15 protein-coding genes are annotated in these 22,729 nt (G+C 51.5%); 11 read left to right on the forward strand and 4 right to left on the reverse strand.

The window, feature by feature from the left end:
• The first annotated feature begins 74 nt into the window (after positions 1-74).
• Together BLT02_RS11010 and BLT02_RS11015 are read left to right on the forward strand one after the other, a co-directional pair.
• Entirely contained in the window at positions 75-1,250 is a 1,176-nt protein-coding gene (locus BLT02_RS11010) for a pyridoxal phosphate-dependent aminotransferase (RefSeq protein WP_092995155.1), read from the forward strand.
• 117 nt (positions 1,251-1,367) lie between these two features.
• Positions 1,368-1,925, forward strand: coding sequence for a tRNA (cytidine(34)-2'-O)-methyltransferase (locus BLT02_RS11015; protein ID WP_092995157.1), 558 nt, complete (start codon positions 1,368-1,370; stop codon positions 1,923-1,925).
• Positions 1,926-2,043: 118 nt separating this feature from the next.
• Here the strand turns inward: BLT02_RS11015 and BLT02_RS11020 are convergent, their stop codons facing one another.
• The 3 genes from BLT02_RS11020 to BLT02_RS11030 all read right to left on the reverse strand — a co-directional run bounded on the left by BLT02_RS11020 (position 2,044) and on the right by BLT02_RS11030 (position 6,965).
• Positions 2,044-3,495, reverse strand: coding sequence for a sensor histidine kinase (locus tag BLT02_RS11020; RefSeq protein ID WP_092995159.1), 1,452 nt, complete (start codon positions 3,493-3,495; stop codon positions 2,044-2,046).
• An 85-nt stretch (positions 3,496-3,580) separates the two neighbouring features.
• Positions 3,581-4,288: a response regulator transcription factor gene (locus BLT02_RS11025; RefSeq protein ID WP_092995161.1), complete on the reverse strand. Its 708-nt coding sequence runs from the start codon at positions 4,286-4,288 to the stop codon at positions 3,581-3,583.
• 121 nt (positions 4,289-4,409) lie between these two features.
• Complete coding sequence (locus BLT02_RS11030; RefSeq protein ID WP_092995163.1) at positions 4,410-6,965, reverse strand: endonuclease MutS2; 2,556 nt, start codon at positions 6,963-6,965, stop codon at positions 4,410-4,412.
• 334 nt (positions 6,966-7,299) lie between these two features.
• Here BLT02_RS11030 and BLT02_RS11035 point away from each other — a divergent pair, with 334 nt between their 5' ends.
• The 3 genes from BLT02_RS11035 (at position 7,300) to BLT02_RS11045 (ending at position 12,260) form a co-directional block, all read left to right on the forward strand.
• Positions 7,300-8,679, forward strand: coding sequence for a S1C family serine protease (locus BLT02_RS11035; RefSeq protein WP_175453795.1), 1,380 nt, complete (start codon positions 7,300-7,302; stop codon positions 8,677-8,679).
• Between the two features lie 263 nt (positions 8,680-8,942).
• Positions 8,943-9,887: a 3'-5' exoribonuclease YhaM family protein gene (locus tag BLT02_RS11040; RefSeq protein WP_092995168.1), complete on the forward strand. Its 945-nt coding sequence runs from the start codon at positions 8,943-8,945 to the stop codon at positions 9,885-9,887.
• A gap of 105 nt (positions 9,888-9,992) precedes the next feature.
• Positions 9,993-12,260: a transporter substrate-binding domain-containing protein gene (locus tag BLT02_RS11045; protein WP_092995171.1), complete on the forward strand. Its 2,268-nt coding sequence runs from the start codon at positions 9,993-9,995 to the stop codon at positions 12,258-12,260.
• Between the two features lie 207 nt (positions 12,261-12,467).
• Here the strand turns inward: BLT02_RS11045 and BLT02_RS11050 are convergent, their stop codons facing one another.
• Positions 12,468-12,986 (reverse strand): alpha/beta hydrolase family protein, encoded by a 519-nt coding sequence (locus tag BLT02_RS11050; RefSeq protein WP_092995174.1) that lies wholly within the window; start codon positions 12,984-12,986, stop codon positions 12,468-12,470.
• 14 nt (positions 12,987-13,000) lie between these two features.
• On the opposite strand from BLT02_RS11050, the gene BLT02_RS11055 reads away from it, so the two are divergent.
• The 6 genes from BLT02_RS11055 (at position 13,001) to BLT02_RS11080 (ending at position 22,717) form a co-directional block, all read left to right on the forward strand.
• Positions 13,001-14,323, forward strand: a complete 1,323-nt coding sequence (locus BLT02_RS11055; protein WP_278277409.1) for a GH39 family glycosyl hydrolase — start codon at positions 13,001-13,003, stop codon at positions 14,321-14,323.
• Positions 14,324-14,648: 325 nt separating this feature from the next.
• Positions 14,649-16,574, forward strand: coding sequence for a 23S rRNA (uracil(1939)-C(5))-methyltransferase RlmD (gene rlmD / locus BLT02_RS11060; RefSeq protein ID WP_092995180.1), 1,926 nt, complete (start codon positions 14,649-14,651; stop codon positions 16,572-16,574).
• Positions 16,575-16,854: 280 nt separating this feature from the next.
• Positions 16,855-18,282, forward strand: coding sequence for an AAA family ATPase (locus BLT02_RS11065; RefSeq protein WP_092995183.1), 1,428 nt, complete (start codon positions 16,855-16,857; stop codon positions 18,280-18,282).
• A gap of 520 nt (positions 18,283-18,802) precedes the next feature.
• Positions 18,803-19,972 (forward strand): CdaR family transcriptional regulator, encoded by a 1,170-nt coding sequence (locus BLT02_RS11070; protein WP_092995186.1) that lies wholly within the window; start codon positions 18,803-18,805, stop codon positions 19,970-19,972.
• 247 nt (positions 19,973-20,219) lie between these two features.
• Positions 20,220-21,368: a glycerate kinase family protein gene (locus BLT02_RS11075; protein WP_092995189.1), complete on the forward strand. Its 1,149-nt coding sequence runs from the start codon at positions 20,220-20,222 to the stop codon at positions 21,366-21,368.
• A gap of 83 nt (positions 21,369-21,451) precedes the next feature.
• Positions 21,452-22,717 carry a GntP family permease gene (locus BLT02_RS11080; protein ID WP_092995192.1) on the forward strand — a complete coding sequence of 422 codons (1,266 nt, stop codon included), beginning with the start codon at positions 21,452-21,454 and terminating at the stop codon, positions 22,715-22,717.
• Positions 22,718-22,729 lie beyond the last annotated feature (12 nt).

Genomic DNA, 22,729 nt, shown 5'->3' on the forward strand with positions numbered 1-22,729 from the left:
AAAACTTTCTGTGTTTCCGGCTGAGTTTCATGGAGTTATTTATTAGTACAGGGACTGTTACCAGGAGATGATTTATGGATAACAAAAAAGTGCTGTCGGAGAAAACGGTGGGATTAAAGCCTTCCGGGATCCGTAAGTTTTTTGATATTGTCAGTGAAATGAAGGATGCTATTTCCCTGGGTGTGGGCGAACCGGATTTTGACACACCCTGGCATATCCGCGATGAGGGCATCTATTCCCTGGAGAAGGGAAGGACTTTCTATACCTCCAATTCCGGACTGAGGGAGCTGAGAGAGGAAATCTGCACCTACATGAAACGGACGCAGGACATCGACTATCAGTGGGATAAGGAAGTATTTATTACAGTCGGCGGATCGGAAGGGATCGACCTGATGTTCCGCGCAATGATCAATGAGGGAGATGAGGTGCTGATCCCGCAGCCCTCTTATGTTTCCTATGAGCCCTGTGCGGTTCTGGCGGATGCTGTCCCTGTGATCATCAACCTGAAAAATGAAAATCAGTTCCGGCTCATGCCGGAAGAGCTCGAGGCAGCCATCACGCCCAGGTCCAAGATCCTGGTCCTGCCGTTCCCCAATAATCCGACCGGCGGAATTATGGAAAAGAAGGATCTGGAGGCTGTCAGGGATATCATCATCAAAAATGACCTGTACGTCCTTTCCGATGAAATCTATGGAGAACTGACTTATACAGGAAATCCCCATGTATCGATCGCCTCTCTTCCCGGCATGAAGGAGCGCACCGTAGTCGTCAACGGCTTTTCCAAAGCCTACGCGATGACGGGATGGCGTCTGGGATTTGCCTGCGGACCTCAGGAGATCATATCCCAGATGGTCAAGATCCACCAGTACGCGATCATGTGCGCGCCCACGACCAGCCAGTATGCCGCCGTGGAAGCACTCAGAAACGGCGATGACGACGTCCGCATGATGAGGGAATCCTACAACGAGCGCCGGCGTTTTGTTCTGCACATGCTCTCCGAGATGGGCATTCCCTGCTTTGAGCCCATGGGAGCCTTTTATGTTTTCCCCTGCATCAAGGAATTCGGCCTGTCCAGCGAAGAATTTGCGACCCGCCTTCTCGAGGAGGAAAAGGTCGCCATCGTTCCGGGTACGGCTTTCGGTGACAGCGGAGAAGGATTTTTGAGGATCTCCTATGCTTATTCCATTGATAACCTCAGAAAGGCACTGACAAGACTCTCCCGTTTTGTGACAAGACTCCGGGAAAAATAAAATAGATTCAAGACGGCTCGCGAGTCTTGCGCGCGTATCCCGCGACTGAAGTCACGGGTATTACGCGATCAAGAGTATTATACGATCAAGAGTATTACGCGATTAAGAACAGATACTATGCATATTGTATTACATGAACCTGAGATCCCCGGAAATACAGGAAATATCGGCCGCAGCTGTGCTGCGACCAATACATCGCTCCACCTGATCGAACCCCTGGGATTTGAGATCACAGAAAAGACCCTCCGGCGCGCCGGTCTGGATTACTGGGCAAAGCTGGATGTACACCGGTACCGGGATTACGAAGATTTTCTGCTTGAAAATTTTGACAGCAGCGGCAGCGGATCCAGTACACAGCAGGACCGCCCTCCCCGCCTGTGGTATGCGACAACGAAGGCCAAGCACCTCTACTGCGAGGCGGATTTTGGTCCGGACGACTATATCATGTTCGGCAGAGAGAGTGCCGGGATCCCGGAGGAGATCCTGGCAGACCACGAAGAGGACTGTATCCGGATCCCCATGGGATATGACATCCGCTCACTGAACCTCTCCAACGCTGTGGCCATCGTCCTCTATGAGGCTCTGCGCCAGAATGGCTTTCCCGGCCTGGAGCGGGAAGGGGAGCTCCACCGCCTGCACTGGAAAAAAAAGGCTGAAAATCAGGAAGACCAATGATCAGGAAGACTGAAAGGGATTAGGAAACAGTTCATTTCAGGAAGACTGAAAGGGACCAGGAGACAGTTCATTGTCTCCTGGTCCCCTGTTTTTTGCAGAAAGCTGTCCTCTTCCCTATTTAAGAAATTTCATATTCGCCGCGGTCATCGAGATCGTCGTTCCTGTCAGACCGGCGCAGGGTGAAGGTGAAGGTGCTTCCGACGCCCTCGGTGCTGACCAGGTTGATGTTTTCCCCGTGAGCCCGGATGATTTCGCGGACAATCGACAGGCCGAGCCCTGTCCCTTTTTTATCCTTGCCGCGGGAGAGGTCGGTTTTGTAAAAGCGGTCCCAGATGAGCTTCTGGTCATCTTTTGGGATTCCAATACCATTGTCGCGGACGCTGACAAAGATGGTCTCGCCCTTTTCTGTGGTCTCAATGGTGATCTCGGTATTTTCCCGGCTGAATTTTACAGCGTTGTCGACGAGGTTGTAGAGCACCTGCTGGATCTTTTCCAGGTCCGCATTGACATAGAGGAGTTTTCCCATGAGAAGGAGCCTGATCTGCAGGTTTCTGGACCGGCAGGTCTGTTCAAAAGAAGCCGCGACAGACCGGATCACGGCATTGATGTCAAAATCCGTGCGCTGCAGAAGGATACCGCCGCTATTGAGATTATTGAGGGTCAGCAGGCCCTGGGTCAGCTTGGTGAGGCGTTCTGTCTCCCCCAGGACTACCCGCAGATAATGGTCGTACCTTTCGGGAGGGATCGTGCCGTCCAGCATGGCTTCCAGAAACCCCCTCATGGAAGTGAGAGGGGAGCGGAAATCATGGGAGACATTAGCAATGAATTTTTTCTGATCATCCTCCGAGCGGGCGATCGTATCCGCCATATATCCAAGGGAGGCGGCAAGATATCCCAGTTCGTCCTCTCTTTCGACAGGAGCGGGAAAATACATGTTTCCGAGGGCATACTGTTCCGCTGCTGTGATGATACGGCGCAGGGGACGGTAGACATATTCTGTGAAGATCAGGAGGATGATCAGGGACAGGATAATGAGGATCACAAGCTGGATGTAGGAAATGTTGAGCATGCTGTCCGCCTGTCTCTGGATCACGTCCGAGGGCAGGTGGATGATCACATAGCCCCGGATCTTGAAATCACTGGTGATCGGGGCTACGACGCTTAGGACCTCTTTGTCGAAGGAGTTAAAGAAATCTCCGGTCGTATAATAATTTCCGGCAGTGATCGTTGAATCAAAACCCTCTACGATCAGTTCTTTCTCCGGGCTAGGCGCCTGTTTTGAATTGACGACCATGCGGCCGGACGGATTGAGGATCCAGATCTCTGTCCCCATGTAGGCGGAGAGGGCTTCCATCTGGGACTGCACATATTCCAGGGAGACTGTGGAATTGTAGAGGTCTGTGGCATATGTGTCAGAGATCCGGGCGGCCTCTCCGTACAGAGTACGGGCTGTACTGCGGATACAGTATTCCGTCGTCATTCTCGAAATAAGCGTGGCGACAGCGATGAAACCAAAGATCCCGAAGAGCAGATAAGCCAGAATGATCCGGAAATAAAGTGTTTTTCGCATATCTCTGACCTCAAAAGAGTAAAACAGGAAGTGAAACAGGCGGTCCCTGTTTCACTCCTCTGTTTTACTTTCTTTTTTGTCTTTTTTAATGCAGCTGTTCAAATTTATATCCTATCCCCCAGATCGTGGAGATCTTCCAGTTGGGGCTGCTGCCGGTCTTTTCCCGGATGCGCTTGATATGCACGTCCACCGTGCGTGTATCTCCGACGTAGTCATAGCCCCAGATCCGGTCGAGAAGCTGTTCGCGAGTAAAGACTCTGCCCGGTGAGGAGGCGAGGAAATAGAAAAGCTCCAGCTCCTTGGGAGGCATGTCAACATGCTGTCCCCGGCAGGTGACAGAATAATTGGTCAGATTGATGGTCAGATCCGGATAAGAGACGATTTTATCAGCGGCTTCCTCCGGTTCTGAGGCAGTCCCTTTTGTCTTATAGCGGCGCAGCACCGCCTTGACGCGGGCGACCAGCTCCTTGGAATCAAAGGGCTTTTCCATATAATCGTCTGCTCCCAGCTCAAGTCCCAGGACCTTGTCAAAGACCTCTCCTTTGGCGGAGAGCATGATGACAGGGATGTCCGAAGACGCCCGGACCTCGCGGCAGACCTGGTATCCGTCGATGCCAGGCAGCATCAGATCGAGCAGGATGAGGTCAGGCTGATAGCTCTTTACAGAGCGGAGAGCGGATTCCCCGTCCCCGACGATCTCTGTGTCGAAGCATTCCTTTGCAAGATACAGGCTGATCAGTTCGGCGATGTTTGCGTCGTCGTCTACGATGAGGATTTTGTTCTTAGCGACCATGTATTTCTCCAGTCAATACCATATGTTTTGCTGAGGGTGGATTCAAGACTCGCGGGCGAGACTATAACATAGCGGCTTATGTCAATGCCGCTTAACGCATTACGGCTTATTACAGTGTGACCTATCGCAATGTGATGATCGTCACACCGGCGTCGCCCTCGCCGAAATCGCCCAGACGGAAGGATTTGATCCCTTTTTGTTTCCTGAGATACTGGTGGACAGCATTTCTGAGGGCGCCTGTCCCCTTTCCGTGGACGATGCGGACACTCTGCAGATGGGAGACGCGGGCTTCGTCCAGGTATTTGTCCAGCTTATAAATGGCGTCATCCGTGGTGAGGCCCAGAAGATTGAGCTCGGGGGAGACGGCAGAGCCCCGGGAGAGGTCCATTTCCCTGCCCGAGGAGGCGGCCCTGTCCGCGTCGCGGAAGGCGCGTTTGATGGCGCTGCCGGAACGGGACGAGGCGCCTGCGCCGGCAGGATTTCCGAAAGCGTCCTCGGCAATCAGCTGCAGATCGGACAGATCGACCTTGCTCTGCAGGATACCGCAGCGGACGTTCACCTTGCCGTTACTGTCCGGCAGGGCGCTGACTGTTCCGGTGAGACCCATGGAGACTACCCTGACTCTGTCGCCGATATGGAGATCGGAAGCCTTGAGCTTTTTCCCGGCCGGGGCGGAGGATTCCTTGCGGGCACTGAGCTTTGACGCTTTTTCATTGACTTTGTTGCGGAGTGCAGTGCGTGTGCGCTCCATCGAGGAGAGGTCGCCGGTCTTTTTTCCGTTCTGGGCGGCTTTCCTGAGGTCAGAGATGGCCTGGTCCGCTTCCTCTTTTGCCTTTTCCAGAATGACACGGGCGTCCATGTTGGCTTTTTCCAGAAGCTCCTCACGCCTTTTCTCAAATTGAAGTTCGCGGTCCCGCAGGGCCTTGCGTTCCTTGTCGAGGGAGGCCCGTATGCGGGCGGATTCCTCCTTTTCCGCGCGCAGCTGCTGGCGGGTTTTTTCCAAGTCGGAGAGCAGGTCTTCGAAATTCTGGGCATCCTGGCTGAGCTGTTCCTTTGCCGTCTCTATGATATAGCCCGGCAGGCCCAGTTTCTGGGAGATCGCGAAGGCATTGCTCTTGCCGGGGATGCCGACCATGAGCCGGTAGGTGGGCTGCAGGGTCTCGACATTGAACTCACAGCTGGCGTTGACGATGCCCTCTGTGCGCATGGCGTAGGCTTTGAGCTCGGCGTAATGCGTGGTCGCCAGCGTGCGGATATGACGGATATGGCAGAAATTCAGGATGGAGATCGCCAGGGCGGCGCCCTCCGTGGGGTCTGTTCCGGCACCCAGCTCATCAAACAGGCACAGGCACTGACGGTCCACACGACGGAAGATATCCACGATCGTTTTCATATGGGAGGAAAAGGTGGACAGGCTCTGTTCAATGCTCTGTTCATCACCGATATCCGCGAAGACTTCCCGGAAAAGCGACAGCTCGCTGTTGTCCCCCGCGGGAATATGAAGGCCTGCCATCCCCATGAGTTCAAAAAGCCCCACTGTCTTGAGGGTGACGGTCTTGCCGCCGGTATTGGGACCTGTGATGATGATCATGTCGTAGTCAGAACCCAGCTCCACATCGATCGGAACGACCTTTTTCGGATCGATCAGGGGGTGACGGCCCCTGCGGATGTTGATGTAATATTTGTCATTAAAGACAGGCCTGGTGGCATTCTGCTCCATGGCGAGGTCAGCCCGGGCAAAAATAAAGTCCAGCTGAGTCATATTCTGAGCGTTGTCCCTAAGCTCCATCAGATGATCGCCGGCCTCTGCAGACAGGGACGCGAGGATTTTGTCGATCTCCTTTTTCTCCTGCAGGGCGAGCTCGCGGAGGGAGTTGTTGAGGTTGACGATGGCAGCGGGCTCGATAAAAAGAGTGGAGCCCGACGAGGACTGGTCGTGGATCAGGCCCGGGACCTGGGATTTGTATTCAGCCTTGACGGGGATGCAGTACCGGTCTCCGCGCATGGTGATGACGCTGTCCTGCAGATAGGCGGAATAGGTGGAATTGACCATTTTTGCCAGCTGCTGGTGCACCTTGTCGCCGGTCTGCTGCATCTCGCGCCGGATCTTGCGCAGGGCGGGAGAAGCGTCATCCGAGACCTGTTCCTCTGAGAGGATGCAGCGGCGGATCTCCGCCGACAGGGAGGGAAGCGGATAGAGACAGTCAAAGAGGTCATAGAGGACATCCGTCTCCTCTTTTTCAGAATCTTCAGAAGAAACGGGATCAGTTCCTGCTGCGCCTGTTTTTTTATCCTTGTTTTTGTTTTTATTTCCCCGGGCAGTAATCTCAATCTCAGACCGGCCGCCGTCTTTGCTCATACCGTAATTGCGGACCCTGCCGACATTGTCCAGAAAGGAAGCCAGATACAGAAGCTCCGGCATTGACAGGGAAGAGCCGACCGAGAGGGCGCCGAACAGATATCCGAAATCCCTGTTGTTGCCAAAGGAAACAGACCCCTTCCGGAACAGATGGGAGAGCGCGGACTCAGTCTGTGCCTGAGCATGTTCAATATCAAAGAGATTATCCATGGGAAGAAGGTCCCGGCAAAGCTTCTTGCCGGGCAGGGAATCTGCATGCTCCTCAAGGCTGGCAATGATCTTGTCATATTCTACGATGTGAAGTACCTTTTCATTCATAAGAGGACCGGTTCCTTTATCAATACATCAAATCAATACATCTTCAATCGATACATCATCTGGACATATCAATATCTGTCAACACGAATCAACACAAATCAATACAAATCAACACAGAATATCCCCCTTAGTATACCACACCGAAAAGGAGTTTTCATTTTTTCCTGTAATAGAGTATACTTGAACTACTGCTGATTGGTTACTGGCCATTCCATGACCAGCCTTGAGGGTTTCGTGGGCCCTTTATGACAAAACCCGAGTCAAACGTCAGTTGGCTGTACGTCGGTCCCGGAACTGTTATTATGTATTTGTACAGAACATGGAATCAGATCAGATGGAAGAAAAAAACAGACTGATTCCTGCGGATGAAAAAGAGCTGCAGGACCCGGAAAATCTCATAAAAAACACAGAGGCGGATACAGAGGGCATCGTTGATTTCATGCATGAAGAGATCAAAAAGCGCCCTATGAACCGCAGGAAACTCCTGCGCCGGGCGAGGGAGACTTCGCTGATCGCGATCCTGTTTGGAACAGTCTCCTGCATCGTCTTTGCGATCCTCCTGCCTGTGATCAATAATATCCTTTACCCCAGTGAGAACACAGCCCAGACGGTGATGCTTCCGGAGGAAAACCCCTATGAGGAGCTCACTCCAGAGGATATGGTCGAGAATGAGCGCAAGCTGGAAGCCAAAGAAGAAAAAGAATGGATCAGGGAAGAACTGCAGGGGATCCTGGATGAAAAAATCATCGGCGTGGAGCAGCAGAAAAGGATCAGTTCCGCCCTGCAGGAACTCGCTTCTGAGAGCAGCGGCATGATCGCCGCCGTGTCGGCCATTTCGTCTGATATGGACTGGTTCAACGACTCCTACGAGAATAAGAATACGGTTTCCGGCCTTGTGACAAAAAAATCCGCAGAGGGTATCTTCATCCTGGTACAGAGCCGCCGGATTTCAGATGCCCAGCGGATCATGGTGACTTTTAAGGACGGAACAGAGACTGAGGCCAGGATCGCCGGAACAGATGAAGTTACCGGCCTCACTATGCTGAATGTCCCTCTTGTTTCCGTACCGGTGGGAGGCAGGGCTTTGATCCGGGAGGCAAAAATGGGATCGTCTGTGGGTCCTATCATCACCGGCGCGCCGGTGATCGCGATCGGCAGCCCCACCGGCACCCCGGGCTCGGTGACCTACGGCAATGTTACCGGCGCGGACAACAGTCTTGACATCCTGGACAACGATCTGTGCCTGCTCACGACAGACATTTACGGCAGCGGAGACGCGACGGGATTTCTGATCAATCTCGACGGAGAGGTCATCGGCATGATCGACATGCGGTATCGGGACAACAGCGTTCCCAATATGCTCTGCGCAGTCGGTATCTCCGAGCTGCGCCCCGTCATCCGGCGCATGGAGGCCGGCAGGACAAAGGCATTTCTGGGAATCAACGGCATTGACGTCACACCTGAGATCAGCAAGGCAAACGATATCCCTACAGGAGTCTGGGTAAAAAATGTAGAGGATGATTCCCCTGCCATGGCGGCAGGTATCCAGAAGGGAGATGTCATTACCGGTTTCGGAAAGACGGAGATCCTGCATATGGCCGGACTGATCGTCCAGCTGGAAAATGCGGAACCCGGTCAGAATGTCATTCTGCACATCATGCGCCGCAACGGCGGCAGTTTTGAAGAGGTGCAGGTCCCCGTCAGCCTGCAGTAAAGCCGGAACCCGGATAAGTATCACGGGAATAATACTCATACCCGGAAATACTCGTTTAATATCGGGAATGCTCATATATATCATATATAAATATAAAAAAAGTTATTTAAAAAGATATTAAAATAGAGATTTAAAAAGACCGGATCTTAAAAATCTCAGTATTTAAAAAGACCGGGTTATTAGAAGAACTGAATAATTAAAAACTGGATATTTAAAAACCGGATATTTTTAAAAATTTGTTATTTAGAAAGAGGCAGCAGAACATGCATTACATCAGTGAACTCAGGGACGGAAGCAGCGTAAGGGAAATCTATCTGTGTAAAAAAAGACAGTCGCTGGTCACGCGGGCCGGGAAAAACTATGAGTCTCTGACTTTTCAGGACAAGACCGGTACAATAGATGCGAAGATCTGGGATCCGGACAGCATGGGGATCGGAGAATTCGGAGAGATGGATTATGCCGAGGTCTCCGGGGAAGTGATCACCTTCCAGGGGCATCTCCAGCTCAATGTGCGCAGGGCCAGGCTCTGCCACGAGGGCGAGTATGATCCGGCGAATTACCTGCCTGTTTCAGACCGCAACATAGACGACATGTTCAGGACGATCCTGAAGTTTGTGGATTCCATTGAGAACCCCTACCTCAACCGGCTCCTGAAGATGTTTTTTGTCGATGATCCCGAATTTGTCAGGGACTTCAAACAGTCCTCCGCGGCGAAATCCGTTCACCACGGATTTATCGGCGGCCTGTGCGAACACACTCTCGGTGTGGCGCAGCTCTGCCATTTTTACTGCAAATGCTACCCTCTCCTCAAGAGGGATCTCCTTGTCAGCGTCGCCCTGCTCCACGACATCGGCAAGGTCCGGGAGCTTTCCGCCTTTCCCCGCAATGACTATACCGAGGAGGGCCAGCTCATCGGCCATATCGTCATCGGCTGCGAGATGATCAATGAAAAGATCAAAGAGATCGAAGATTTTCCTCCCGTCCTGGCAGCAGAGGTCCGTCACTGCATCCTCGCCCACCACGGTGAGTTTGAATTCGGTTCGCCCAAAAAACCTGCCATCATCGAAGCGGCTGCCCTTAATTTTGCTGACAACACAGACGCCAAGATGGAAATCTTCAAAGAAGCTATTCTCGGAACTACTGTCGGCGACGGATGGATCGGTTACCAGAGCTTCCTGTCGACGAATGTGAGAAAGACGACTCTGTGAGTCAGAGAAAAATTTACATCAGACTTATCAGATGAAGAGAGCAGGTATTGTCAACTGTCCATTACCTGAGCCGCATAAGGTGAAAGAATCAAAAAAAGGGTTTAAATGATGAAAAGAAAAATGATCTCTCTGCTGCTCATTATGTTTTTTGTGGTTAACGTTACCTGTACGGCATCTGGATCCGCACTTTCCGGGTCAGCGTCCGGCGCTGAAACCTCTGCAGCTGCGGAGACCAGCAATATTGCGGAGGCTGCCGGGACTGGGGAGACAGCAGACAAGGCAGCAGCTGCAAGAACCGGGGAGACAGCAGATAAGGCCGCAGCTGCAGGAACCGGGGAGACAGCAGATAAGGCCGCAGCTGCAGGAACCGGGGAGACAGCAGATAAGGCAGCAGTTGCAGCAACCGGGGAGACTGCCGGAACCGCAGCGACAGATAAACCCGCAGAAGAAGCAGAAACTTCAAAAATTGCAGAACCCGCGGAAATAATCCCCTTCTGGTCGGAAGACTCTCCCACCATGCAGCAGATCCTTTCCCTGGTATCTTCCATGACAGAGGAGACTTCGGACGCTTATCTGCCGGAAGAGGACAGAATCGCCGTGTTTGACTTTGACGGGACACTGTTCGGAGAACGATTCCCCACCTATTTTGACAACTGCCTCTTCCTTCACAGAGTTCTGGATGATGAGACTTTCCAGGCACCTGCGGATATAAAGGAGTATGCACAGGAGCTCAGGACAGCCCTGGAAAACGGGACAGAAGAACCTGAATCCCCGCGGTCGACGGCACAGATGGCGGCGGAATGCTTCGCGGGCATGACTGTGGAGGAATACCGGGCCTATGTGCGGGCTTTTATGGCGATTCCCGCATGGGGCTTTGAAAATATGACCTATGGGCAGGGATATTTCAAACCCATGACCGCTCTTGTGGAATACCTCGCCGGCAGGGGCTTCAAAATATTCGTCAGCTCCGGGTCCGAGAGAGCCATGGTCAGAGAGCTGATGTCCGGAACCCTCGATAAATGGATCCCTTCGGAAAGAGTGATCGGCAGCACCTTCTCTCTGACAGCGACCGGCCAGGGAGATACATCCGGAAGAAGCTACTCCTTTACCCCCGATGACCAGGTCCTGATGGAAGGAAATCTGGTCACCAAAAACCAGAAGGCCAACAAGGTTTTTTCCATCGTGGATGAGATCGGGAAAGCCCCGGTTCTTGTTTTCGGCAACAGCTCCGGCGACCTTTCCATGGCGGAATACTGCCTCCAGCATGGCGGCAGTGCCTTCATGCTCCTGTGCGATGACCTGGAGAGAGATTACGGAGACTTAAAGACCGCCGATAAATTCAAAAAGACCTGCCAGGAGAGCGGTTTCCATACCGTTTCCATGAAAGAAGAATTTACATCTATTTACGGGGATGAGGTGAAAAAAACCGCAGAGGAGGAAAACAAAGCCGCAGCAGACGGTTCTTCTGAAGTGAAGAGCGAAGCCGCAGCAGACGGTTCCTCAGAAGCAAAAAACGAGACCGCAGCAGACGGTTCTTCAGAAGCAAAAAACGAGGCCGCAGCAGACGATTCCTCAGAAGCAAAGACTGAAGCCGCGGCGGCCGAAACCGTTAATAGCGGAAATACCCCTGAAGCAGACCGCCTGTCTGAAATCAAAAAAAGAGGCGTCCTCCTTGTCGGGGCCACAGGAGACTACCGCCCCATGTCCTACAAAGAGCCGGACACCGGTGAATACTGGGGATTTGACGCTGACCTTGCTCAGGACCTTGCGGACTCCCTCGGTGTGGACCTGCAGTATGTCCCCACCTCCTGGCCGACACTGATGGACGATACGCTTGCCGGCAAATTTGACCTGGCCGTCTGCGGGATCACGATCACGGACGCAAGGAAAGAGCAGGCACTCATGTCTGAAGGATATCTCGTAAACGGCAAGACCATCATCTGCAGGAGCGAAGACGCCGCCAGATATACGGATCTGGAATCCATCAATAAGCCGGAAGTACGCGTCATGGTAAATCCCGGCGGGCTGAATGAAAAGTTTGCAAGAGAAAATCTGCCGGATGTCACCCTGATCGTTCACGATGTGAACCAGGACATTCCGGGACTGATCGCTGAAGGCGCGGCGGACATCATGATCACAGAGATCATGGAAGCCGGCTATTACGTCGGACAGGATGAAAGGCTCGCTGCGCCCCTCATCAACGAACCCTTTACACACGGAGAACTTGGTGTTCTGATGCCGAAAGGATCGGAGGATCTGCTGGAATACGTAAACGCTTTTCTTGAAGAAGAAAAACGCTCCGGCAGACTTGACGACCTGGCTGACGAATATATTTACCAGCATCAGGAAGAGGAACTCGCTCCGGCGGCATAAACTCCTCTGCAGCCTCTGCCGACTGTGACAGAAGACAGAGGACAGTGCGGAGAATACAGTACAGAAGAGTTTTGATAAAAAATGCTCCTTTCCGGTAGGGCAGCCGAATGAGAAAAGCCTGCCAGTCGGAGGGGAGCATTTTTTGATGTTTCAATTTATAAAGATGATAAAGATTGACGATCCTTCGCAGAAATTTTTCGGAGAGGATCAGCAGTATCTGCTGAAGAACTGTTCCCAGATCCGGAAGCTCATCTCCGGCATGGTCGCATGGGGCATATAGTCGACTTGGGTGAACCAGACAGACGCGGTGCCTTCCTTCTCAATTCTGCGGTCGAGGAAGCGCTTATGAGGGCCGTTGGCTTCGAAAGGAAGGTCGTTCCAGTTGTCGGGGATCATGTCTTCCTTGCCGTTGCGCTTCATCCACATATCAAGGGTTAAGCCGGTCTCGTTGTCATGCTCCGGGGAGGAGGGAATGAGCCAGTCCTCTTCCATGCCCCAGTGCATCCAGACAGGGAGCTGACGGTCGTTGAAGCGGTTCAGGTCAGGCAGAGCCGTCATGATCTTAGAGGAGCCTCCGAAAAAGACACCTGAGCAGGGGGCGATCGCGGCCAGGCGGTCGGTCATGCCAAGTCCCAGCATCTGGGTCATCAGGGAACCCCAGGAGTGGCCGGTCGCAAAGACATGCTTTGCGTCGACAGGATACTGCGAGATAGTTCGGTCAAGCATCTGATTGAAGAAATATTTATTATACCTTTTCCAATATGGACGCTCTCTTTGACTTTGTCACAGACCTGGGGCTGACTCCGATCGTAGAGCTGGGATTCATGCCGGAAGCGCTGGCAAAGGAACAGAGGCAGATTTTTGACCGTCCTTCTGTGATTTCGGGCTGTGCGCAGCCCGAAAAATGGAAAGCCCTGATCCACGCAGTCGTGGAACATCTGACGGGGAGATATGGGAGTAAAACTCTCAGAAAATGGAGATTCACTACGATCAGCCTTAGTTATGTGCGGATCGGGTGCCTGTCCAGAGAGGACTACGAAGAGCTCTATGAGATGACATACCGGACTGTCAAGGATATAGACCCGGAATTACAATTCGGAGGGGCGGGATACTTCCCGGACCTGACAGAAGACCGGGAGATCGGTGTCCCCTGGTTTCTGGAATTTACTGCAGCCCGCGGCTGTCTGCCTGATTTTCACTCGATGCAGTGGTACCCCTGCATCCGGACAGACGATTCCCTGTTTATGGAGTACACGCTGAACCAGCACTCCGCCCCTGCCCTTTTGTCGACAGACCCGGATCATCTGAAGAAAAAACTCGACGAGCTGGATACACTGTTCCGGGAATACCATGTGGACGGGCGCGAGCTCTTCCTGGAGGAGTGCAATTCCACCCTATGGCAGAGGGACCTCTCCAGTGATACCTGCTACAAGGCAGTCTGGATGGCAAAAAACATGGCCATCAGCGCAGGGAGGGCGGTCTTTGGCTACTGGCTGCTGACAGATTTTATCGAAGAGCGCGCCTACATCCGCAGTGTTTTCCATGGGGGCTATGGACTCTTCACCCGCACCGGGATCCCCAAGGCGGGGTACCATGCCATGCATATGATCGGACAGATGGGGCAGGACCGCGTTGCTTCCGGAGACGGATGGTTCATGACACGGAAAAACGACTCCCTCCAGCTGCTGGTCTACAACTATACCCATTACAGTGACATCAACTGCTTCCGTTATAAACGTCTGGATGCTCCGGCGGATGCCTACAGTGTGTTCAACCCCGGTGAAAAAATGCAGTTGCAGTTCCAGCTGCACGGACTTCCTGCGAGCGGGACGAGAAGATACAGAATCACCCGGATCCTCCTGAACCGGGAACACGGTTCCTCCTTTGATCTCTGGCTTCAGCTCCAGGCGCCTGCCTCTCCCTCCAGAGAAGAGACTGCATATATGAAAAAAACTGCTGTACCTGCCTGCGGAATGGAAATCCGGGAGTGCTATGAAACCCTGCTTCTGGATATTTCTCTTATGCCGCTTGAGATGGAACTGCTGATAATCGAGCCGGCATGACAAAGCCGGAAGTACAGACCGGTTTCGTTCCGGCCTGTACTCCTGAATCTCAGTTTTCACAGGAAATCACAGGAAGGCAATCCGCGAGTCCTATACAAGCCTTTTACAAGAAATAACGACTGTGTATAATACAATGTATGATATATTCCTGACTGAGACAGGAAATAATCGGTTTTTAGGAGACAGCACATGTCTCGGAAGTGCCAGACGGAAAAAAATTCTGTACTTTGGACCGCATCGCAAGCACCAAAGCGGTTAGAAACGGACATCTAAAAAACATTTGCCGGCATAAAGCGCATACCGGCAGAGATTTCAAAGGAAAATAATGAGACGAGGAACAAACAGGAAAAAGCAAAAGAACCAGGCATCTGTCAAAAACCTGCCCTGTAAGAAAAATGACCGCGCCGTGATCAGAATCGAGGATATCGGCAGCGGAGGAGAGGGAATCGGTTTTCTGAAGATTCCAGAAGTGACACAGGACTGCGATACAGACAGAGGTGCAGATACCGAAAGAAATGATACCGGAAGAAAGATAGAAGCAGAGATTGAAAAAAAGAAGTCCCTGAAAAAAGGCTTTGCAATCTTTGTCAAAGACGCGGTGCCTGGTGACACGATCGAAGTGACTGTCACAAAGGTGACAACCCGCTATGCCTACGGCCATCTTGACCGGATTCTGGAGCCTTCCCCGTCTCGTGTGGAACCCCGCTGTCCCATCGCAAAAACCTGCGGCGGCTGCCAGATCCAGGCTCTGGATTACGCAAAACAGCTCGCCTTCAAGCAGAAAAAAGTACGCGAAAATCTGATCCGGATCGGCAGTTTTGCGCCGGAAGAAATCGATGCCGTCTTGCATCCCATTGTCGGCATGGAGGAGCCCTGGCACTACAGGAACAAGGAACAGGTTCCTGTACAGCAGGGCAAATACGGCCCTGTGACCGGCTTCTATGCCAGCCACTCCCACACCGTCATTCCCATGACCGACTGTCTGATCGGCAGCCCCAAAAACAAGCAGATACTGGAGACGGTCCTTAGCTGGATGCAGGCATACAATGTCCCCGCCTACGACGAGGAGACCGGCAAGGGTCTCATCCGCCACATCCTCATCCGCGATGGGATTTACAGCGGACAGGTCATGGTATGTGTCATCGCCAACGACTACCGCCTTCCCTTTGAAAAGGAACTCGTGGAGGCCCTCCGCTGCCTGGAGGGAGTCTCCTCCATTGTCCTCAACACCAATACAGAGAGCACCAATGTCATTACCGGCCGCGCCCTGCGTACCCTCTGGGGAGCCAATGATATCGTTGATACCCTGCATATTCATGAGGTGATACAGAAACAGGTCAATGGGGATACATACACTTCGAAGGATTCGAACATTCAAAATGGCACAGTCTTTAAAAAGACAGAGGAATCCGTAACCTTCGGAATCTCCCCGCTTTCCTTCTATCAGGTCAACCCCCGCCAGACCGAAAAGCTCTACAGCCTTGCTCTGACCTGCGCCGGCCTGACCGGCAATGAAACCGTTTGGGATCTCTACTGTGGTGTCGGTACAATCTCCTTATTCATGGCCCGCCATGCAAAGCAGGTCTACGGTGTTGAGATCATTCCTGAGGCTATTGAAAATGCCAGAATGAATGCTGAACGGAACGGCATCGAAAATGCAACCTTCTACGTCGGCAAAGCTGAAGAAGTACTCCCGGACTATGTGGAAAATCTGAAAGCACAGGGAAAGGATCCACAGATCGACGTTATCTGCGTCGACCCGCCCCGCAAGGGCTGTGACGATGTCTGCATACGGACCATGCTGGAGATTGCCCCCAAGCGTATCGTTTACGTCAGTTGCGACCCCGCAACTCTCGCAAGAGATTTAAAAAAGCTAACAGAGGGGGGATATAGACTGGACTATGTCCAGCCGGTGGATCAGTTCGCGCATACGGTGCACGTCGAAACGGTATGTCTTTTGTCCAAACTCAATGGAACACATCAGCACATCGAAGTGACAGTCGATATGGACGAAATGGATTTGACCGCAGCGGAGAGCAAGGCTACCTATGACGAGATCCGCGACTGGGTGCAGGAGAACTATGGCTTCCATGTCACGAACCTGAATATAGCCCAGGTGAAGCGGAAACACGGTATTGACCTGAGGGAGAACTACAACAAGCCCAAGTCCCCGGACAGCAGGCAGCCCGGGTGCCCGGAGAAGAAGGTGAGGGCAATTGAGGCGGCGCTGGAGCGTTTTCAGATGATATGAGTAAACTTGTGTTCATATGTCACGGCAATATCTGCACTTTTCCTTGAACCCCTTGTATTTACGGGATATTTGGGGAATCCGGGCGGGAATTTGGGACACTTTTGGGACAGCTCATGATCGTGATATAGCTCGTAACACCGGAGTAATCTCCTGATGAAGGAGTTTGCACCGGTGTTTCACGTTGACAGTGCCGAAAGAAAATGATACGATTCAATAAACTTATTCCGCCACGAAAAGGAATTTTTTAAAAACGGGGCGGTTTAAAACGAGGAGAGCATATATGATCGGAAGAGAACATGAAAAAAAGAAATTGCTCGAACGATATGAACGTCAAAAAGCTGAGTTTGTTGCCGTCTATGGGCGCAGACGTGTTGGGAAGACGTTCCTTATTGATGAGACCTTTGAAGGGAAATTTACCTTTAAACATGCCGGACTTTCCCCGGTTGAAATACAAAAAAAAGGTGCTCTCACAGCTCAGCTGGATCATTTTTATTACTCGCTGCTGCGCCATGGAGTAATGGTGGATCGCGTTCCCACAAGCTGGATGGAAGCGTTTTTTGTACTCGAAACATGGCTCGAGGAGGTCGATGACGGGAAGAGGCAGGTCGTGTTTATCGATGAACTTCCCTGGCTTGATACACCAAGATCCGGATTTGTCACTGCGTTGGAAGGTTTCTGGAATACCTGGGGATGTCATCGGAAAAACCTTATGCTGATCGTCTGCGGAAGCGCCAGTTCCTGGATCCTGGATCACCTGATCAACAATCATGGAGGGTTATACAATAGAATAACGTGCGAGATCAGACTTGCACCGTTTACACTTGGAGAATGTGAAGCATTCTTTAAAGAAAAGCAGGTGAATCTGTCACGTTATGACATCATTCAAAGCTATATGATTTTAGGAGGCATTCCATATTATCTGGATTATTTTGAGAGAGGATTAAGTCTCGCACAGAATATTGATCTATTGTTTTTCTCTCCAGGGGCTGTTCTTGAAAATGAGTATGACAGGCTGTTTTCGTCCATTTTCAGCAATCCTTCTATGATGAAATCTATTGTCGAACTGCTGTTTTCCAGGAATGCCGGCTACACCCGGAAAGAAATCTGCGAAAAACTTCATCTGTCTTCCGGCAGTATCATTTCTTCCAGCCTGAATGCCCTGGTCGGGAGCGGTTTTGTGATTCGTTATGTTCCTTTTGGAATGAAGAAAACAGAGGAACATTATAAGCTGGTCGATCCCTTCTGCCTCTTTTATCTGCATTTTCTTCATGATAAACGGAAACCGGACCCGCATTTCTGGATGCACAATCAAAACATGGCAGCCTTGAACAGCTGGAGAGGGTTTGCGTTTGAGCATGTCTGCTTTAATCATATTGATCAAATTAAACAGGCTCTTGGAATCAGCGGAGTCCGCACAACACATTCTGCATGGTCCAAACGCGGCGATGACCCCCATGGAATGCAGATCGACCTGTTGATCGAGAGGGATGACCATGTCGTAAATGCTTGTGAAATCAAATTTTACAGTGGTGAGTTTACAGTAGATAAGGCTTATGACCGAATCCTGAGAAACAGACAGCTGCTTCTTGCGAAGTACCTTTCGCCCAAGGTTTCTATCTACCCGACCCTCATAACGACCTATGGGCTGACGAAAAATGAATACAGCGGCTTTTTTGTCAGTGTCGTGACGATGGACGATCTGTTTTGATCCATGTTTTTCTTCATTATGCAATACCTGTGACTTTTGAGAGAATCAAGGCGGGTCAACACTTAACTACTGTTCTACTACTATCGACGATAGCGCGTTCAAAGGAAAACGCAATACCGGGTTATCATCAAAATACTACCGGTTAAGTGGCGGCTCATTTGATGTCCGGCTTCAGCCTTTACGGTGTCGAAGTTTGTCGGGCTGTTTCACGAGGAAAAGAGAGCGACATCTTCCAGTATGTCGACCAGTTTCTAACCCCATCACTCCAGGCCGCCAAAAGTCACGCAAGGCAACCGATAGTAAAACACCCCGATTTCTACTACGATTTTACTACGTTTGACGTCCTCAATTTGCCTCATTTTGCCACAATCGGTTTCACTGGTAGGTATTGTAATTGGACGATTTGATGATAGTAATCCAAATAGAGGATTAAGGGACAGCTATTTACCAGCCATCAAGAATCATCGAATAATGATGATATTTCGCTGCAGATCTTAAACAAACGCAGGAGACCACGAACATGATCGAACGGGAATTGGCCGCCAAACTGATCGAGCAGATCACCCAACATACAGAATACAATATTAATATTATGGATGAATCCGGCATCATCATCGCCAGCCGCGATTCGAAGAGAGTAGGAACGTACCACGCGGTAGCAGAACGCATTATCCACGGACCGCAGGACACCATCGTGATTCATGATGAAAAGGAGTTCCCCGGCGTCAAGCCCGGCATCAATATGGCGATCATGCATGAGGGACGAAAGGAAGGGGTCGTTGGCGTGACCGGCGATCCCGAGCGCATCCGTGATGTCGCCATGATCACCAGAATGGCAATGGAAGCCATGCTCCGATATGAGAAGCAGCAGGAATCCATCCGCCTGAGAAAAAGCAAAAAAGAACATTTCCTTACTCTGTTGACACAGCAGGAATTTGCGGATTCAAAAGAGATCCGGACGGTCGCAAGACAGCTTGAGTACGACGAGTCGCTCGTGCGGGTGCCGATCCTGTGCCGATTGAGAAATAGACAAAAGCCTTCCGGCAATGCCGATGGATCAGGTTCCGTACCGGATCCGTCAGCTGCCCTGGAGGCCTTGCGCCGCGGTAAAGGGCACTGGCTTCAGGATTTCAGCTTTGTAATGGACGACACGCACATTCTTGTGTTCAAAACAGTGAAAACGGGCGGGAAACACGGCTTTACCACTTACAGGGAAGAGATCAGGGAATACTTGGAAAGCATCAGGAAATGGCTGCGTGGATATGGCACGGAAGCGATTTTCTTCGTCGGATCATTTCAAAACAATTTCACCAGATACTATTACGCGTTCAGGCACTGTAAATGGCTGGAGTCCCATGTCCAGGATCCGGACGAGATCGAGTATTTTATGGATTACGTCAAGGAGTATTTCCGATCTCTTATTCAGGAAAAGGAACTCCAGCAGATTTTCGTTGTCTATAAACAGATGATGGGGCCAAGCACGTGTGAACAGTATACAGAAATGATGAAGGCGCTCGAAGAAACCAACTACAACCTCTCGGAGGCTGCGAAAAAGCTGTATATCCATAAAAATACCCTGATTTACCGGTTTAATAAGATGAAGGACCTTCTGGGCACTGATCCGATCAATAGTTCCATGGACCGCGCATTTATGGAATACCTGTATATGTATTTGGCTTTTGATAAATAGCTGTCACATTCCCGTGGATCTACCCGTATGTGATGCAGAAATAAAGAAGCTTTTAAGAACATGCGTTTTGTTATCTAATAACAATTCGCATGTCTTTTTTTATTACCTGCAAATCTGTTTGAAATCCAAAAACGGTATTAACATAAACTCAACAAAGGAAAAAGCCGGGAAAAAGAGAAAAAACATTCGGCAGACTCCTTAAACAGATTCGGCAGTATTGGTGCAAGAAAACAAAAGGAGGGTAATCATGAAACTATTATTTGCATCAGATTCTTTCAAAGGAACTGTCACCAGTGAGCAGACTGTTGAACTTCTCACGAAAGCAGCGCATGAAGTCTTTGGCCCCTGTGAGACGATCGGTGTACCGGTCGCTGACGGCGGCGAGGGGACAACGGATGCCGTGATCCTCGCCAGAAAGGGTAAAAAGGTGTATGCGCAGGTACACGGACCTCTGATGGAGACCGTGAGCGCTTACTACGGCAGGCTCAGCAATACGGAAGCCGTCCTGGAGATGGCGCAGGCGTCCGGTCTTCCGATGGTTCCGGAAAACCTCCGGAATCCCCTCAACACGACGACTTACGGTACAGGTGAGCTGGTAAAGGCCGCACTGGAAGCCGGATACACGGATATCTCCATCGCGATCGGAGGTTCCGCGACCAACGACGGTGGAATGGGCTTTGCAAGCGCGCTTGGCATCCGCTTTCTTGATTCGGAGGGGAACCTTCTGGAAGGAAAAGGGAGCGAACTGGAAAAGGTTGCCCATATCGATGTCAGCGGATTGAATGAGAAAGCAAAAGCTGCGCACTTCACCGTTATGTGCGACGTCACAAACCCGCTGTGCGGTAAGGACGGTGCGACCTATACGTTCGGCAAACAAAAAGGCGGCACGCCTGAGATCCTGGACCACCTGGAAAAAGGTATGTGCAATTACCGCGACGTGATCATAAAAGAGTTCGGTGTAAACCCCGATGACACACCGGGAACCGGTGCTGCCGGAGGACTTGGCGCTGCACTTAAGATATTCTTGAATGCGGAGATGAAATCCGGTATCGAAACCGTTCTGGACCTGATCGATTTCGACAGCCTTCTGGATCAGGTGGATCTGGTCGTCACGGGAGAGGGAAGAACGGACTGGCAGAGCTGTTTTGGCAAAGTAATGCAGGGTGTTGGGGACCGCTCAATGAAACACGGGATCCCGGTAACAGCTCTGTGTGGTGGCCTTGGCAAAGGGTATGAACAGATTTATGAGCACGGGATCGACTCCATCATGACGACGGTTGATGGTCCGATGCCGCTGTCCGAGGCGCTGGACAAAGCAGAAGATCTCTACTACAAGGGAGCCGTCAGGATGTTCCGCATGGTTCGCGCCGGAATGAAGATACAGGTGCAGTTCTAAACAGACGTTAGTTAACAAATATGATTTGTTCTGATCCGCTCTTATCTATATGAAATGCGGTCTGACCCAGAAAGGAGAAAAACATGGAAGCACAATTCACTACATTAGGCGCATTGATCGGTCTTGCCATAGCAATTGTCCTGATCATCAAGAAAGTACAACCGGCATACAGCCTGATCCTGGGCGCACTCATCGGAGGCCTGATCGGCGGCGGCGGTCTTAGCACGACAGTAAGCACAATGGTCAGCGGCGCCGGGTCCATGATGTCATCGATTCTGAGGATCCTGACCAGCGGTATTCTGGCAGGCTCATTGATCAAAACGGGATCCGCGGAAAAGATCGCGGAAACCATTGTCGAAAAACTCGGTGAAAAGAGAGCTGTCGCAGCCATCTCGATCGCCACAATGATCATCTGCGCCGTCGGTGTCTTTATCGACATCTCCGTGATCACCGTGGCACCCATCGCGCTGGCGATCGGAAAAAGGGCAAAGCTCTCCAAGAGCGGGATCCTGATTGCGATGATCGGCGGCGGCAAAGCCGGCAATATCATCTCACCCAATCCCAATACGATCGCCATTTCTGAGGCGTTTTCCCAGGATCTTACGGCTGTGATGATGAGGAACTTTGTCCCCGCGCTGTGTGCGCTTGCAATGGCCATTTTCCTTGCTTCCCTGGTAAGCAAAAGAAGCGGCGATGAGATATCCTCTTCCGATCTGGAGAGCTCCGGCGAAAAGAATCTGCCCGCATTCGGTCCCGCAGTCCTCGGACCCGTTGTCGTGATCGTCATGCTGGCCCTCCGCCCGATCGCCGGGATTGCCATCGATCCCCTCATTGCACTTCCTGTAGGCGGTTTCGTGAGCATGCTCGCCACCGGCAAGATCAAAAACTGCATTGAATACATGGAATTTGGACTCAGTAAGGTGATCGGCGTGTCGATCCTTCTGATCGGCACAGGTACGATCGCAGGCATCATCAAAGCATCCGCGCTCCAGAATGACGTCACAAATATTCTGGAAGCAATGAATATGCCCGCGTTTGTCCTCGCACCTCTCGCAGGAATCCTGATGGCAGCAGCAACAGCCTCCACAACAGCCGGCGCAACTGTGGCTGCGCAGACCTTTGCTCCCACCCTGCTGGCAAACGGCGTATCCGGTCTTGCTGCAGCAGCAATGATCCATGCAGGAGCCACTGTGCTTGACTCTCTTCCGCACGGTTCTTTCTTCCACGCAACCGGCGGCGCTGTCAACATGTCCATCGGCAATCGCATGAAGCTGATCCCGTTTGAAGCAGCCATCGGACTTACGAGTACGATCGTATCCGTGATCATGTATCTGATCCTGCACGGCTAATCAGGAATGACT

It is taken from the genome of Sarcina sp. DSM 11001 (assembly GCF_900101015.1).
Classification (GTDB): Bacteria; Bacillota; Clostridia; order Lachnospirales; family Lachnospiraceae; genus CAG-791.

Bases quoted from the DNA above. Each gene is read 5' to 3' on its own strand.
- BLT02_RS11070 (WP_092995186.1), top strand. From the start codon at position 18,803: ATGATCGAACGGGAATTGGCCGCCAAACTGATCGAGCAGATCACCCAA.
- BLT02_RS11025 (WP_092995161.1), bottom strand. From the start codon at position 4,288: ATGGTCGCTAAGAACAAAATCCTCATCGTAGACGACGACGCAAACATC.
- rlmD (WP_092995180.1), top strand. From the start codon at position 14,649: ATGAGACGAGGAACAAACAGGAAAAAGCAAAAGAACCAGGCATCTGTC.
- BLT02_RS11080 (WP_092995192.1), top strand. From the start codon at position 21,452: ATGGAAGCACAATTCACTACATTAGGCGCATTGATCGGTCTTGCCATA.
- BLT02_RS11020 (WP_092995159.1), bottom strand. From the start codon at position 3,495: ATGCGAAAAACACTTTATTTCCGGATCATTCTGGCTTATCTGCTCTTC.
- BLT02_RS11015 (WP_092995157.1), top strand. From the start codon at position 1,368: ATGCATATTGTATTACATGAACCTGAGATCCCCGGAAATACAGGAAAT.
- BLT02_RS11075 (WP_092995189.1), top strand. From the start codon at position 20,220: ATGAAACTATTATTTGCATCAGATTCTTTCAAAGGAACTGTCACCAGT.
- BLT02_RS11040 (WP_092995168.1), top strand. From the start codon at position 8,943: ATGCATTACATCAGTGAACTCAGGGACGGAAGCAGCGTAAGGGAAATC.
- BLT02_RS11065 (WP_092995183.1), top strand. From the start codon at position 16,855: ATGATCGGAAGAGAACATGAAAAAAAGAAATTGCTCGAACGATATGAA.
- BLT02_RS11010 (WP_092995155.1), top strand. From the start codon at position 75: ATGGATAACAAAAAAGTGCTGTCGGAGAAAACGGTGGGATTAAAGCCT.
- BLT02_RS11035 (WP_175453795.1), top strand. From the start codon at position 7,300: ATGGAAGAAAAAAACAGACTGATTCCTGCGGATGAAAAAGAGCTGCAG.
- BLT02_RS11050 (WP_092995174.1), bottom strand. From the start codon at position 12,986: ATGCTTGACCGAACTATCTCGCAGTATCCTGTCGACGCAAAGCATGTC.
- BLT02_RS11045 (WP_092995171.1), top strand. From the start codon at position 9,993: ATGATGAAAAGAAAAATGATCTCTCTGCTGCTCATTATGTTTTTTGTG.
- BLT02_RS11030 (WP_092995163.1), bottom strand. From the start codon at position 6,965: ATGAATGAAAAGGTACTTCACATCGTAGAATATGACAAGATCATTGCC.